At 32.6% G+C, this 14,105-nt stretch carries 14 protein-coding genes; 4 read left to right on the forward strand and 10 right to left on the reverse strand.

All coding sequences use genetic code 11. The features are described 5' to 3' along the window. Nucleotides 1–38 precede the first annotated feature (38 nt). Complete coding sequence (locus tag SB689_RS04725) at nt 39–944, reverse strand: helix-turn-helix domain-containing protein (RefSeq protein WP_410691011.1); 906 nt, start codon at nt 942–944, stop codon at nt 39–41. Nucleotides 945–1,052: 108 nt separating this feature from the next. Continuing rightward, nucleotides 1,053–1,478 (reverse strand): hypothetical protein, encoded by a 426-nt coding sequence (locus SB689_RS04730; RefSeq protein ID WP_066757367.1) that lies wholly within the window; start codon nt 1,476–1,478, stop codon nt 1,053–1,055. 357 nt (nt 1,479–1,835) lie between these two features. Here SB689_RS04730 and SB689_RS04735 point away from each other — a divergent pair, with 357 nt between their 5' ends. After that, nucleotides 1,836–2,123 carry a GNAT family N-acetyltransferase gene (locus SB689_RS04735; protein ID WP_410691012.1) on the forward strand — a complete coding sequence of 96 codons (288 nt, stop codon included), beginning with the start codon at nt 1,836–1,838 and terminating at the stop codon, nt 2,121–2,123. Nucleotide 2,124: 1 nt separating this feature from the next. On the opposite strand, the gene SB689_RS04740 is transcribed toward SB689_RS04735, so the two are convergent. Beyond that, nucleotides 2,125–3,222: an MBL fold metallo-hydrolase gene (locus SB689_RS04740; RefSeq protein WP_410691013.1), complete on the reverse strand. Its 1,098-nt coding sequence runs from the start codon at nt 3,220–3,222 to the stop codon at nt 2,125–2,127. 174 nt (nt 3,223–3,396) lie between these two features. Here SB689_RS04740 and SB689_RS04745 point away from each other — a divergent pair, with 174 nt between their 5' ends. Beyond that, the gene (locus SB689_RS04745; RefSeq protein ID WP_410691014.1) at nt 3,397–4,893 is read left to right on the forward strand and encodes a S41 family peptidase; all 1,497 of its coding nucleotides are present in this window, start codon (nt 3,397–3,399) and stop codon (nt 4,891–4,893) included. 43 nt (nt 4,894–4,936) lie between these two features. On the opposite strand, the gene SB689_RS04750 is transcribed toward SB689_RS04745, so the two are convergent. The 3 genes from SB689_RS04750 to SB689_RS04760 all read right to left on the reverse strand — a co-directional run bounded on the left by SB689_RS04750 (nt 4,937) and on the right by SB689_RS04760 (nt 7,908). Then, a complete protein-coding gene (locus SB689_RS04750) occupies nt 4,937–5,539 on the reverse strand; it encodes a hypothetical protein (RefSeq protein ID WP_410691015.1) in 603 nt (200 codons plus the stop codon). Nucleotides 5,540–5,624: 85 nt separating this feature from the next. Beyond that, a complete protein-coding gene (locus SB689_RS04755) occupies nt 5,625–6,119 on the reverse strand; it encodes an RNA polymerase sigma factor (protein ID WP_410691016.1) in 495 nt (164 codons plus the stop codon). A 160-nt stretch (nt 6,120–6,279) separates the two neighbouring features. Continuing rightward, a complete protein-coding gene (locus tag SB689_RS04760; protein ID WP_410691017.1) occupies nt 6,280–7,908 on the reverse strand; it encodes an NADP-dependent glyceraldehyde-3-phosphate dehydrogenase in 1,629 nt (542 codons plus the stop codon). Between the two features lie 386 nt (nt 7,909–8,294). On the opposite strand from SB689_RS04760, the gene tpx reads away from it, so the two are divergent. Beyond that, nucleotides 8,295–8,864 (forward strand): thiol peroxidase, encoded by a 570-nt coding sequence (gene tpx / locus SB689_RS04765; protein ID WP_410691018.1) that lies wholly within the window; start codon nt 8,295–8,297, stop codon nt 8,862–8,864. Nucleotides 8,865–8,931: 67 nt separating this feature from the next. Here tpx and SB689_RS04770 read toward each other — a convergent pair whose 3' ends face one another. Further along, on the reverse strand, nt 8,932–9,537 hold the full coding sequence (locus SB689_RS04770; RefSeq protein ID WP_410691019.1) for a TonB-dependent receptor plug domain-containing protein: 606 nt from the start codon (nt 9,535–9,537) through the stop codon (nt 8,932–8,934). 126 nt (nt 9,538–9,663) lie between these two features. Continuing rightward, nucleotides 9,664–10,338 carry a DUF6261 family protein gene (locus SB689_RS04775; protein ID WP_410691020.1) on the reverse strand — a complete coding sequence of 225 codons (675 nt, stop codon included), beginning with the start codon at nt 10,336–10,338 and terminating at the stop codon, nt 9,664–9,666. Nucleotides 10,339–10,724: 386 nt separating this feature from the next. On the opposite strand from SB689_RS04775, the gene SB689_RS04780 reads away from it, so the two are divergent. Then, complete coding sequence (locus SB689_RS04780) at nt 10,725–12,176, forward strand: hypothetical protein (RefSeq protein WP_410691021.1); 1,452 nt, start codon at nt 10,725–10,727, stop codon at nt 12,174–12,176. 35 nt (nt 12,177–12,211) lie between these two features. Here the strand turns inward: SB689_RS04780 and SB689_RS04785 are convergent, their stop codons facing one another. Both SB689_RS04785 and SB689_RS04790 read right to left on the reverse strand, forming a co-directional pair. Continuing rightward, the gene (locus SB689_RS04785; RefSeq protein WP_410691022.1) at nt 12,212–12,970 is read right to left on the reverse strand and encodes a hypothetical protein; all 759 of its coding nucleotides are present in this window, start codon (nt 12,968–12,970) and stop codon (nt 12,212–12,214) included. Between the two features lie 104 nt (nt 12,971–13,074). Then, a complete protein-coding gene (locus tag SB689_RS04790) occupies nt 13,075–14,103 on the reverse strand; it encodes a cytochrome-c peroxidase (protein ID WP_410691023.1) in 1,029 nt (342 codons plus the stop codon). Between the last annotated feature and the right edge of the window lie 2 nt (nt 14,104–14,105).

Here is a 14,105-nt window from a genome sequence, read left to right on the forward strand (position 1 = left end):
ACTATTTGATATAGAATTCAAACTAAGAATTATAAAATTCAAACAAGAGAATTTCTTAATGAATTTGGAGTAAGCCCGGTTTGCTTTTTAAAATAATTGGTAAAATAAGCAGGTTCTTCAAATCCCAATCCATAAGCGATCTCAGAGATATTCCAATCTGTGTGCTGTAATAATGCGTTGGCTTCCTGAATGATCCTTGAAGTGATTTGCTGGCTCGTAGTTTTACCCGTAATTTCTTTTACAGAACGATTCAATGAATTGACATGAATGGAAAGACTTTCCGCATAATCGGTTGGAGTTTTCAGTTTAAGGTAAGCTTCAGGACTATCAATTGGAAACTGTCTTTCAAGCAATTCCATAAATAATGAAGCTACTCTTTGAGAAGCATTTTGATAATGTTCAAAATTTTCGGCAGGATTTATTTTCATGGTTTCATGTACCAAAAGATGAAGATAAGCGCGAAGCATGTCGTATTTGTGAATATAATCAGACTGAATTTCAACCATCATTTTTTGGAAAATTTCAGAAACTGACTTCTTTTGTTCATCATCAACAAAGAAAATCGGTGTCCCGCCAATTTTGAAAAGCTGGGAATCCTGCAGATTTCCCAAACGGTTTCCATTTTGTAAAAACTGATCTGAGAAAAGGCAAAACCAACCCGTTTGATCCTCATCATCAGCCTCCCAAGAGTAAGGAACCACAGGATTTGAAAACAATAATGCAGGTCTGTCAACATGGATCCACTTATCCGCATAATGGAGTTTTCCTTTTCCGATAATTAATGAAATTTTATAATAATCTCTCCTGCTGTAAGGCGTTATCAATGAACAATCGTCTCGGCTAAAGACATTAAAATGCCCAATTCCCGGAGTTGTAGCGTCTTTGAAAGTTATATTATTTACATTACGTTCGTAAAATTCGCTTATTGTTTCTGATGTTTCCATGATTCAAAGTTATAAAATTCAAACAAGATATAATTATGTTTAATATCAAAAAAATGACCGATCTTTCGACCAGTCAAGTTAAAAATTGAATATATAGTTGATAATAGGTTAGTGTTTGTGACCTTTTCCGTTATCTTGTTTATAATTTTTGGATTTTTTGGTCATGTGTTTATAACGTTTGTCGTTGTTTTTATTTCGGTTGTAAACTGCCGTAGGATTTTGTCCTTTGTAATATTTAGTTTTGAATTTTTGGTATTTTTCCCTACCTAAAATCCTTTCAATTTCAGAATATCTGTCTTCTTTCCATCTGTCCGGATTGTTTACGTATACCCTATTAAAAGAGTTATAATCATGGTACCTGTCGTTGAGTGAATTTAACTCATTTGTCTGTGTTTTTGACAATAATAAATCTACAGCCACGGTCTGCCAATTTACATCTGTTACACTTCTTCTATAATCGTTGTAGTATTCTGACTGTGCATAACTTAGACTAAAAGTCCCTACAAAAAACGCTGCTAATAATATCTTTTTCATTTTATTTAAATTTTACTATAATAGTATTCTCAATTAAAATGCCAAATCAATACAATGTCTTCATAATCTTTGTTAAACATTTCACAAATAGCGGATGGGTCAGTGTTTTAGTGTTTTAGTGTTTTAGTGTTTTAGTGTTTTAGTGTTTTAGTGTTTTAGTGTTTTAGTGTTTTAGTGTTTTAAAATTAAATATTGCTTTTATTTAAAACACTAATATTACTAATAAATTTTTCACAAATTACGCGAATGGTTGCGCTTTTTGTATTTCAGTTTCATTTTAAATTTGTAATTTTAAAGGAAAGAAGTTTGAAAATAAATTTCGAATTCAATATTCATTCAACCCAAATCTTAATCATTATGGAAAATATAAAATTCGAAATATCTCCATATCAAGATGAATTGCAGATATTAATTGATGGAAAAAAGGCAGGCTATATGTCTATAAAGATCGACGGCAGGCTTCTCATTGTTTATTATACTAAACTTAATGAAGAGCACGAAGGTCACGGATATGCCAAATTACTTTTGGATAAATTAGTGAATTTCGCAGAAGAAAAAGACTTATTGGTAGACCCTGAATGTGATTTTGTAAGACAGCAGTTTGAAAATCATCCTGCCAGATATAAAGATATTTGGCACGCCTAAATTAATCTTCCCACCAAACTTTAAATTGATTGTCGGTTTTATTTAAATCAACAGTTTCACCGATTATTGGTGTAAGAATATGTAAGTTTTTGTCTTTTCCGAGGGTTGTAATTTTTTGTAAAGGCTCATTCCAAGCATGAAGTGCCAACGCAAATTTTGATGAATGTACAGGAATTACATTTTTAGCTTTTAAGTCTAAACAAGCTTGTACAACATCTTCCGGCAGTCCGTGAATGTATTTCCAGGCTTCGTTGTATTGTCCGTTTTCGATAACGATGTAATCAAATGGGCCATATTTTTCACCAATCATTTTAAAATGTGTGTCGTAACCACTGTCACCACCTAAAAATATTTTCTTCGTTGGAGTTTCCAAAACATACGAAGTCCAAAGCGTTCCATTTCTCTTCACATTTCTGCCTGAGAAGTGTCTTGCTGGGGTAAAAGTTATTTTAAGATCATTTTTCAAATCAAAAGAAGCTCCCCATTCATCTTCAATGATTTGGTTTTCTTTATAGCCCCATCTTTCAAGATGCGCACCTACGCCCAAAGGCAGAATCACCTTTCCTACTCTATCTTTTATAGATTTTACCGTCGGATAATCAAGATGATCAAAATGATCGTGTGTAATCACCAAATAATCAATATTCGGAATATCTTCAGGTTTAAAAATATCTGATCCCGCAAAAGCTTTATTGAAAAATTTGAAAGGCGAACCATATTTACTAAGTACAGGATCAATCAAAAAAGAAACGCCATCTGTCTGAATATAATACGACGAATGCCCCAACCAAATGTAAACATCTTCGTTTTTCGGAATACTTTTAAGGTCTGTATGAACGGATGGAACAGGCTTTAACGGCTTCAATAAAGGATCTTTTTTAGCAAAAAAGAAATCATACAATACAGTTGTCATTCCGTATCCTTCTGTGATGGACGGGGTATAACTAAGATTTTGAAACTGCTTGTTTTTGTATAATTTAGATTGTTTCACACGTTCTAATCTCTTTCCTTTAGGAGCTTCACCAAAAACTTCCTGACCGGTTACTATGAAATATGCCGCTACCAATAAAACGACAACTGTGATAATTATATAGATCATTTTCTTGAAAAAATAGGGTTCAAATGTATAACTTTAATATTACATGACGATCTGGGAACGCAAATCCTTTATTTTTAACTAAAATTATAATCTATTTTGAATAATTTATTACTCATTTATTGAATGGTAATTTTAAACCTTTTAATTTAGCCGATTGAAAAAAACTCAAACACATTGAAAAACTATTCGGTAATATTAATTATCATCGTTCTGGCTTCCTGTTCTTCCGTAAGAAAGCAGCGTGATCAGCAGGATAATTATATTCCGTCCGAAAAACTTAAACAAGATGTAGATTTTGCTTATTATAAACTTAAGCAGATGCATCCTCAGCTTTATCAATATATTTCACAAAAAGATCTGGATCATAAAATCGACAGTTTAAAACAAACTCTTGATAAACCTCTTACACCAACACAATTTTATTTCAGGTTACAACCTATTATTACGAGTATCAGGCAGGGACATCTTTCTCTGCAATCTCCTAATGAACTTTCTAAGGAAGATATTTTAAAGATCAAAAAGCGTTTGTTTACGCGTTTCAGATATAGAATTCAGGATAATCATCTATATATTGTTGAAAATAAGGATTCTTTACACAATATAAAGCCCGGAACAGAACTTATCAGCATTAATGATATTCCTGTTTCTCTTTATATTGAAAAATATAAAAAATTAATAAGCAGTGACGGCTTCAACACCACTTTTCAGCCTTATTATCTGAAAGATATGTTTTTCCATTTTTATACTTTAGAAAATGGAATTCTGGACAGTGCAAAAATTGAAACTTCATATAACGATCAAAAACAGACCTTCATTCTTCATCGACAAGAAGAACCAATTTTGTGTGGCGAAAAGAAAGAAATTGCTTCTTCAACAAACAATAATTCATTCAATAGGAGTTTCAGGTTTTTAGATGAAAATAATTCTACGGCGTATTTAAAAATCAAAAAATTCTCCCATTCGGCTTCTGATAAATTTTATAAAAATACGTTCGCTGAAATAAAAGATGCAAAAACATCAAACCTCATCATCGATATCCGTAACAATTACGGAGGTTCTTTGGAGGAGATTAATGAATTGTATTCATATATTGCTACTCAGCCTTTTGTGTTGATAAAGCCTTCACAGCTTAATTCAAGTCTTACTCCATTACAAACCAATTATTTTAAGAAAAGTTCAGCTTTGGAATATGCCGTAAAAGGGGTAACCTATCCAACCTATGTTTTTCTTAAAGCCCTCAATACCTACAAAGGAAAAGACGGAAAATCTTACTATAAAATAAAAGCTGATCATGTAACCCAACCCAATAAAGATGCTTTTCAAGGAAAGGTTTTCGTTTTGGTGAATGGCGGAAGTTTTTCTTCATCTTCCATTTTCAGCTCTAAATTAAAATACGACAGACGCGCCACTTTGGTGGGAGAAGAAACCGGAGGTGCCAATGATGGAAGCGTGGCGGGGTTTTATTCTTATCAGGTTCTTCCCAACTCGAGATTGACATTACCGATTGGCCTGCTTCTCGTAAATCCAAATATTATCCTTTCTAATACTCAAAAAGGAGTTATTCCGAATGTTGTTATTCCACAAACTTTGCAGGATATTATTGAGAAAAAAGATGTTCAGCTAGACTGGATAAAAAATGAAATCAAAAATGAAAAAGAAAGTTTAAAATAATAATTTAACGGGTTTCGGCGGGCTTTCAGCCCGCCGAAACTATTTATTGATTCAATTCTTTCAAAAGATTCTCAATTTTTGTGATATGCTTACCGTAAAAATATTTGAACCACCAATTTCCTACGAGATATAACATGAACAATCCAACTGAAACAGATCCGATAAGCGTTGTGGCAATCTGCATATCCGATAAAGGCTGTGGATAAGGAATACATTCAATAACGATAATGAGTTCACAAACCAAAAACGGTACAAAACTCAGATAAAATGAAACATAATACTGCTTATTTAGATTTAACTGATACAGAAGATCCTTCAAAGAATCATAGGTTTTCAACATTGGACTTCCCATTTCCTTATATAATTTGAAAAATTTACTAAAGAAAAAAAACGTCACTATAGCCATTGAAGCCAATAATATGGTGATATAAAATTTAAATTTAAACGGCGCTTCAGGAATTGGGATCCAAACAACCATAAATCCGAAGATAAATATCCCGATGGTGGATAAAAATTCCATTCTCATATTTTTGCGCATTTTTTCCAGCGGAAGATTGATTTTATTCTTCTGTTCAATGCTTATTTCTGGAGTTTCTTCAAAAATATCATCTTCGTTCCAAGCGTTTTTTAGTTCGTCTATATTCATAATGAGTTATTTTTTGGTTAATGAGTTACGAGATGCGAGGGTTACAAATTCAAGTCAAACTCGAATTCCGAATATCGCAACTCGTCTATTTTGAATTTAAGATATCTTTCAGTTTATTTTTGGCGCGGTTCATTTTCACTCTTACATTTACCTCGGAAATACCCATTTGTTCGGCAATTTCTCTTCCTGAAAAATCTTCCAGATAATAGAAAATAAAAGCTTTATCAATTGGATTTAACTGATTGATTGCTTTATACATTTCAGCCAATTTTTCTTCCTTATCATGATCATATTCATCCTGAATGATCTTGTAATTGGAAAAATCTTCATTGGCGATAAAACTTCTTTTTTTCTCTGATTTTAAGAAAACAATTGCGGTGTTGAGGGCAATTCTGTACAGCCAGGTTGAAAATTCACTTTCGCCTCTAAAGTTTGAATAAGCTTTCCAGACCTGATAGGTAATCTCCTGAAAAAGATCGTCGCGATCGTCTTTTTCATCCATATACATTTTAGAAATCTTGAAAATGATTCCTTTATGTTTTTCGATTTTATCTAAAAATTCCTTTTCTAATGAGGTCATGGCTTTTTACTCTATAGAGTTAGTTCAGTTTTGAAAATAATGTTACACTTTTTTTGAAAATTAATAAAAAAAGCCCGACAGAAAGTATTCTATCGGACTTTTTATTTATCACCACAAAAGATTTTACTCTTATATGATCTAAGAATTAGTCAGTTTTAATTTAAAAAATATAATCTGTGCTTAAAAAATTAGAATCATGTTCTCTTACAATCGTGTTCAGTAATTTTTTATTGGAATCCGTTAATTTTGCAGCCACCAAAGATCTGATCGAGAACGAACGAAGCGCATCAAAAACCGAAAGCGTACCTTCTGCACTGTCTTTTCTTCCTGTAAATGGGAAAACATCGGGGCCACGCTGAGCCTGACAATTGATATTAACACGGCTTACCAAGTTCACAAAAGGATCAATTAATTTTGAAACTTCCAACGGATCTTCGCTGAAAATACTCACCTGCATTCCATGATCGGCATTTACCTGATACTCGATCGGTTCGTCAATACTTTCAAAAGGAACGACAGGAATTACCGGACCAAATTGTTCTTCATGATATAGTTTCATATCACTGTTCACGGGATAAACAACAGCTGGAAACACGAAAGATTCTTCGTTGTAACCACCGTTTTCATTTAAAACTTTTGCTCCTTTCGCCAAAGCATCGTCAATACATTCTTTCAGATAAGGAGGTTTATTTACTTCCGGAAGTGGTGTAATTTTCACATCTTTTTCCCACGGAAGTCCGGCTTTTAAAGCTGAAACTGCGGCCGTTAATTTTTGAGTAAATTCTTCTGCAACATCTTTTTGAACGAATATCAATTTGAGCGCTGTACAACGTTGACCGTTAAAAGAAAGCGCCCCTAAAATACATTCGCTCACTGCAACATTCAAATCTGCATTTTTAGTAACAATCGCTGCATTTTTAGCATCTAAACTTAAAATAGCCCTTAAACGATTCACCTTTGGATGCAATTTTTTCAATCCGTTGGCTACCTTACTTGAACCGATGAAAGCCAGAACATTAATTTTTCCGCTTTCCATGATTGGGGTGATGATCTCTGATCCTTTTCCGTACAAAGTATTCACCGTTCCTTTTGGGAAAGCTTCCTTGAAAGCATTTAACAATGGATAATGCGCCAAAACGCCATGTTTAGGAAGTTTAAACAAGATTGTATTTCCCATAATTAAAGCAGGAATCAATGTTGTGAAAATTTCATTTAAAGGATAATTAAATGGCCCCATACTCAACACAACTCCAAGTGGAGCTCTTCTTATTTGAGCAATTGTTCCTTCTGCCTGCTGAAAACGTGAAGATTCACGATCCAAATCTTTTAAAGCATCAATGGTTTGGTTGATATAATCTACCGTTCTGTCGAATTCTTTGGTTGAATCTGGTAACGTTTTTCCGATTTCCCACATTAATAATTTAATGATTAAATCTCGTTGTTCAATCATTAAGTACACAAACTTCTGCATACATTTTATGCGACCTTCAACCGACATTGTAGGCCATTCTCCAAGACCATTGTCGTAGGCTTTTACAGAAGCTTCAAGAACTTCCATCGCTTCTTTTGGACCGATATTCGGAATACTTCCCAAGAGCTTCCTTTCCAAACCGTTTTCTGTGGGAATACAGATGGGTGAATAAATATTGGTGACTTCTCCGTTCCACTCTACCAGTTCGCCATTGAGAAGATAGGTTCGTTGGTGAATTTCGGGAACTTTATATTCTTCGGGAATTTCGTTTTCGCTTTTAAAAATTTCGTGAAATGATGCGTTATTTGCTGAATCCATAAATCTTTTTATTTGTTTAATAATTTGAGTGTAAAAATTTGAATAGAATAAAGGTAGACGTAAAATTTGATTTTAAAAAGAGGAGATTAATAGATTTGCTCTATTTATAGGGTGTTTGAATTAAAATTAATGTTTAACGTTTTAAAAAAGAATAAATTTGCTTATAACTTGTCAGAATTATTTTTAACCACAAAAGAGACAAAAGTTCATTTAAGCTAATTTAAGTACGGATAGAAGAGCACATAAGTTTTGAAAATCTAAGATTTTCATTTTGTAAACTTTTATTTTCAATGTGTTTAACTTTAAAATATTCAACTTATCTAAATGTTTAAGGGCTTTTGCGCCTTTTATGGTTAAAAATTAAACATCTAAAAAAAAAATAAATTATGTTTTCAAAATTAATTTTCAGTACGGTATTATTTTTCTCTGTGTTGAGCTTTGCTCAAAATGCTAAAACGGCAAACTCCGTTTTAATGGGAGGGAAACCTGTTCATACTTATGCTAAATTACCATCAGTAAATAAAGCAGCGCCGAAATTTACGCTTACCGATGTTACGATGAAAGATCAAACTCTTGATTCTTACAAAGGAAAATATATGATCTTAAATATTTTTCCGAGTGTAGATACGGGCGTTTGTTCGGCTTCTGTGCGTCATTTTAATGAAGATGCTGCGAATATTCCGAACACGGTTGTTCTTTGTATTTCTAAAGATCTGCCTTTCGCTCAAAAAAGATTTTGTGGCGCAGAAGGAATCAAAAATGTAGTAATGCTTTCTGATTTCCGTTCTGATTTCGGGAAAACTTACGGTGTAGAAATTACGGATTCTGTGATGAAAGGTCTTTTAAGCAGAGCCGTTGTCGTGATCGATCCTTCAGGAAAGATTGTTTATGAAGAGCAGGTTGCTGATATTTCGCATGAACCGAACTATGAAGCAGCGATTAAGGCTGTGAAATAGTACGTTTTAAATTTTATAGAAATAATAAGACTCAGCCGTGTGCTGAGTCTTGTTTTATTTAAATCTGTTAAATTTTATTTTTTCTGTCTTTAAATTTCTTTTTAGTTGTAATAATGATGACTCCATTCTGAGCTGGAGCACCGTATATTGCTGTTGCGGAAGCACCTTTCAGAACATTTACTGTTTTTATTGAATTAGAATCGAGTGCTTCAAAATCCTTTAAACTAATTACTTTACCATCCATTACCACCAAAGCTTTCTGATCGTTTCTTACGCCCGAACTTATGCCACCAACCGTCATCTGTCGTCTGCTTAAAGTATCTTTTGGCTGATTAATAACTAATCCCGGCACTTTATTTATCATTACATTAGGCTTATTCTCCTGTGCCTGTAAAGAAACAAATCCGCCCGTTGTCAGGATAAAACCCACTGCAAACTTCACAAAAATTGAATTGATATAAGAATATTGCAGATTTCTATTAAGTTGAGAATCATAAAAATTACCGCAAATATCTTTATCTGTAGCATTAGAAATAACCTCAATAATTTCATCATCCGAAGCAATGGTAAAGTCCCGAACCGTTTTAGAACAGACAGAACAAAATCTTCCTTTTTCTGCGGGGGTCATCATTTCCCAGTTTTCATGACATGGTTTTGGTATGGTGATTTTCATAAGAGCTTTTTATATAAAGATGCAAGATTGAGGGAAAAGGTTGGAAACTATATATTAAAAAAACTCAGCATTACGCTGAGTTTAATGATTTACATTTTCTTATCTAATGAATTTTCCTCTTTAGTTTTAGTTATAGACGAATTTTTCGCAGCCTTCACAAGCTCGTTGGTGTCGGCGTAGAAGCTCCCAATCCGGAACATCTTTCATTACAGTCACCAGATTGATATAAGCTTTTAGTATCTTTTCGAGATCCTTGCGGATAGCTGAAGCACTTTTCATCTGGCGGAGTTCACCGTTGGCTTCTGCCTGTTCTGCAAAGAGAATTTCAAAAGCTTTATGCTTAGACTTCATATCTTCATAAGCAGTATTCAGGGAAAGATTGGCTATTTTCTGCATATTTTCAGGACGTTCTAAGGTTTCAATCAGCTTTTTCATCTGAGCTGTTTGGGAGGAATAACTTAAACGGTCAAGATCCAACCCGAAAGTTTTGAATACTCCATACAGATCTTCCGCCATCTGATAATTAGCCATTGAAGAAAGTTTTCGGTAACCGTTCAGAAATGCCTTCATATTGCTGTAAGTGACATCTCTTTCATGATCTAAAGTAGCGACATCTTTTCCTTTTCCGCTATAGACCTGTTTGGTATATACACTATCATACTCGGTGTATGAGTTCTGTAAAACCGAAAGTAAAGGATGATTAGTGATCACAGGATATTTTCCTGATTGAGAATTTGAAATAATTCTTAGAGCTAAAGTCGCAAGATCTTTAGTACTTAGCCTTGCTAATGTAATTTTCATACGTAGATTGTGTTTTTATTATTAATTATGGAACAATTTCCATGTTTCAAATATAAAAATTTCGTATTTAATGACAAACAATAATGTTGGAAACAAAAACAATTTGTATTTGGTCGCAAACAGTATTGTTTTTCCTAAATGTATTTTGTATTTGATTACAAATGCTATTGTTTGGCTTTAATGTAATTTGTGTTTGGTTATGAATAGGGTTGTTTTAAAGCTTTATAAAAAGTTTTTAGGTGGTAAACGTAGTTTTGTAAGTTTTTGGATTACGGGAAACTGTATTGATTATAAGCTTTATATTATTTATATTTGTTAAAAGCCTGAAATTAATAGAAATAAAAGTTTTAACTATTTTTTTCAGTTATAATAAATAAAATCCTACTATGAGCAATGATATTAAATTTGATTATGAAAAATATATTTATACATCTATTAACGAAATAAGGAGTTTTCAATCCGAGAAAGTATTTAAGATTATTAATAAAGATAAAAAAGTTGAAGTATTTTGTACAGTTGACAAAAATGAAAAAGATGATTTTTTTAAATGTAAAATATTTTTAGATAGCCCTGTGTTTGGACTAGATGAATTAAAGAATAATTTATTCGATCAAAAAAGTTCTTTAATATTATTGAAACTAGGTCAAATATTTACAATAGATTATGATTCAATAACAACTGCAAAATTTTCTTTTAATGTTCCACAAATTTTCACTTTACATTTAAAAAAATTTCATTCCGGCTCAATTCAAGATTTTGACAATAAATTTCATAGATTAATAATACCAATTGAAAAAGATCTTGACTTTGATATTTTTTCACAACGTCATTCAAAAGTTGAATCCACTATTTCTTTAAATCTATTTGAAACAAAATTAGATGACTTTAATTATCATATTTTTAAACACACAAATGATGAAACAAAAGAATCATTTTTTATAATTGAAGGACAAGAAAAACAATCTTTTTCTAATTTTAGAAACTCTTGTGAATCAATAATTATTGCATTTGCTTTTCTATCTGGTCCATTTATTCAACATCAGAACTTTTATCAGGCTTCTAATGATTTTGATTTCAAAACTATTGAAAATGTTTTTTTTGAAAAAAAATTATCAAACATTTTCTCTAAAAGGCCTCTCATAAACCCTTCGGAATTCAAAAAATATTTAAAGAAATTAGAAGAAAATAATGATGAATATAACAAGTTTTCTAATCCTTTTTCATTTGACACTCTTTCAAACTTATGTAACATAATTAAAAATAATAGTGCTTATTCTAGAAGTTGTCAATTAGTAATAGAAGCTAATAATGCAAAACAGTATTTATTAAAAGCTGGCATTTTATCTATTGCATTAGAAACTATAACTACATTAGTTTATGAAGAAAACAGAGAAAATGAAAAAATAAAACCTATTTCAAATAAACAAACTGCAAAAAACATTAGACTTGATTTATTGAAAGAGCTCTCCAAATATAATGAAGAAATTTCTGAGGAAGCAATGAAAATCCTTACTTCAAAAATTAATGAAATTAACAGCCCAACAAATTCAAAAAAATTAGCATTCCCATTTGAACACTATGGTATTACACTAAACGAAGTTGAAAAAGAAATTTTAAATCATAGAAATAAATTTCTTCATGGAACTTCTCCTTTTGAAGAAATTCAATTAAAAGAAAAGGAAACTGAACTATTAATTATTATAGGTCATCTTCTTTTTATGGTAAATAGTTTATTGTTAAAGCATATTGGATATACAGGGCACATAATACACTATCCATCAGTTATAGAATATAAAAAGAATATATCTATGTCAGATAAATTATATAAAATTATATAATTCCAAAAAACCTGCCTCACAGCAGGTTTTATTATTTACAAATGAAAATACCTCGGATCCGGATATTTAAATTCAAAATCCAACTCTGCAATTAATTTTGCGGGCGATATCGTTCTGCCTTTTGTAGTACGTTCTCCCGAATATGGCAGATCTTTCTGCGCATTGATGATTTCTTCTTTATTAGGATGAACAGGCGCCACCACATTATACACTTTGGATTGAGATTGGTTGTTCAGCATTTTTTCAACGACCGAACAAATATCTGCGTAATGAATATGGTTCACCAACAGATCCAAATTGGAAATATTATAATTCTTCAACAATCGCTGATCTCCCATTAATCCAGCCAATCTCAAGATATTGACATGAGGGAATATATTTTTTATGACACTCTCACTCGGAACCTCATCCGCAGATCGATCGTCTTCTGTAAATTCTTTTTCAGTCTCGGGATAAACTCCGGTAGAACTCATCAAAAAGAGCTGACCTTTGTAATCTCCAAGGAATGTCAACAAGTTCTGAGCTTTTTCCTGCAACGGAATTTCCGCACCTCTTACTCCGGCAAAAGGGACTGTAATAATCACGGCATCCAATTGTGGTGCAACTTCCCATTCTGTCATGGTTTCGGATAGATCATTCGGAAAATCAACCAATGTGGTGTGACATCCTTTTGAAGTTAGATCTTCTATTTTAGATGGAGAAGTGGTAGTTACGAAAATTTCATACTGACCGGATAATCTCTCCGCAATATGACCGCCTAGCCAGCCACAACCTATAATTCCTATTTTTTTCATTGTTTAATTTATTTGTTTAAACACAAATGACTCTAATGTTTTCACTAATAACACTAATTAAAGATTTGTGAAAATTTGTGAACTCATTTGTGATATTAGTGTTCTTACTTATTAATTTTTTGATATTCTCTATTTGAAACCATCACAGAATCATTAAGCGTTCTCAAAAAAGCCAACAAATTTTCTTTCTGTTTTGGATTAAAAACAATCGGATTTTGAAGTTCTTTTGCTAATGTTGGGCTTTTTTCTATGCCTTTTTCATAATGTTCCAACACTTCATTCAGCGTTTGAAATCTGCCGTCATGCATATAAGGATAAGTATAAGAAAGATTTCTGAGGCTTGGAATTTTGAACATCAGTTTATCTTCCGATTCCATTGTTTTATTCCATTTTCCGTAGTCTTTGAGTTCGGGGTTGATGGGAAGTCCATTGTTTGCAAACTCATAACTGGAAAACAAAGGCTCGGTATGACACGAACTACAATTGTTTTTGAATAATTGATATCCATTCGCTTCCGACTCAGTGAATTTTGCTTTGCCCTGCTTTACTTTATCATATTTAGAATTAGCAGAAACAATCGTCAATTGAAACTGCGAAAGTGATCTCATAATCCGCTCCGTTGTTGCTAAACTGTCACCAAAACTTCTGTAGAAAAGCGTTTTATATTCTTTTGATTTATTAAGTTTTCGGACAAGAACATTAATATCCTCCCCCATTTCTTTAGGATGATTGATTGGCGCCAAAGCCTGAACATCAATATTCACAACCGATCCATCCCACATAAATTTCTTCTGCCAAGCAAGATTGAATATCGCAGGTGAATTTCGGTCTCCTATTCCATCCTCGATTCCTTTGCTTAAACCATTTCCTGCATGGGAAAAGGCTTGGTTTGAATTATGACAGGAAGAACACGAAACCATATTATTTCTCGATAAAATTGGGTCATAAAATAGTTTTCTGCCCAATTCTATTTTAGCACGTTTCAACGGATTCGCCTTAAAATCATACAACGGCTTCGGAAAATAGGACGGATACACCAACGGAAATTCCTGAAGGCTGTAAAATGCCATCAATAGTAATAATGAAAGAATTCCGAGAGGTTTTAGTTTTGAGTGCACGTTATTTGATATCATCA

Origin of the sequence: Chryseobacterium sp. SIMBA_038 (assembly GCF_046535115.1) — a bacterium.
Classification (GTDB): domain Bacteria; phylum Bacteroidota; class Bacteroidia; order Flavobacteriales; family Weeksellaceae; genus Chryseobacterium.

Bases quoted from the DNA above. Each gene is read 5' to 3' on its own strand.
- SB689_RS04760 (WP_410691017.1), bottom strand. From the start codon at position 7,908: ATGGATTCAGCAAATAACGCATCATTTCACGAAATTTTTAAAAGCGAA.
- SB689_RS04750 (WP_410691015.1), bottom strand. From the start codon at position 5,539: ATGAATATAGACGAACTAAAAAACGCTTGGAACGAAGATGATATTTTT.
- SB689_RS04790 (WP_410691023.1), bottom strand. From the start codon at position 14,103: ATGATATCAAATAACGTGCACTCAAAACTAAAACCTCTCGGAATTCTT.
- tpx (WP_410691018.1), top strand. From the start codon at position 8,295: ATGTTTTCAAAATTAATTTTCAGTACGGTATTATTTTTCTCTGTGTTG.
- SB689_RS04780 (WP_410691021.1), top strand. From the start codon at position 10,725: ATGAGCAATGATATTAAATTTGATTATGAAAAATATATTTATACATCT.
- SB689_RS04775 (WP_410691020.1), bottom strand. From the start codon at position 10,338: ATGAAAATTACATTAGCAAGGCTAAGTACTAAAGATCTTGCGACTTTA.
- SB689_RS04725 (WP_410691011.1), bottom strand. From the start codon at position 944: ATGGAAACATCAGAAACAATAAGCGAATTTTACGAACGTAATGTAAAT.
- SB689_RS04735 (WP_410691012.1), top strand. From the start codon at position 1,836: ATGGAAAATATAAAATTCGAAATATCTCCATATCAAGATGAATTGCAG.
- SB689_RS04730 (WP_066757367.1), bottom strand. From the start codon at position 1,478: ATGAAAAAGATATTATTAGCAGCGTTTTTTGTAGGGACTTTTAGTCTA.
- SB689_RS04740 (WP_410691013.1), bottom strand. From the start codon at position 3,222: ATGATCTATATAATTATCACAGTTGTCGTTTTATTGGTAGCGGCATAT.
- SB689_RS04755 (WP_410691016.1), bottom strand. From the start codon at position 6,119: ATGACCTCATTAGAAAAGGAATTTTTAGATAAAATCGAAAAACATAAA.
- SB689_RS04785 (WP_410691022.1), bottom strand. From the start codon at position 12,970: ATGAAAAAAATAGGAATTATAGGTTGTGGCTGGCTAGGCGGTCATATT.
- SB689_RS04770 (WP_410691019.1), bottom strand. From the start codon at position 9,537: ATGAAAATCACCATACCAAAACCATGTCATGAAAACTGGGAAATGATG.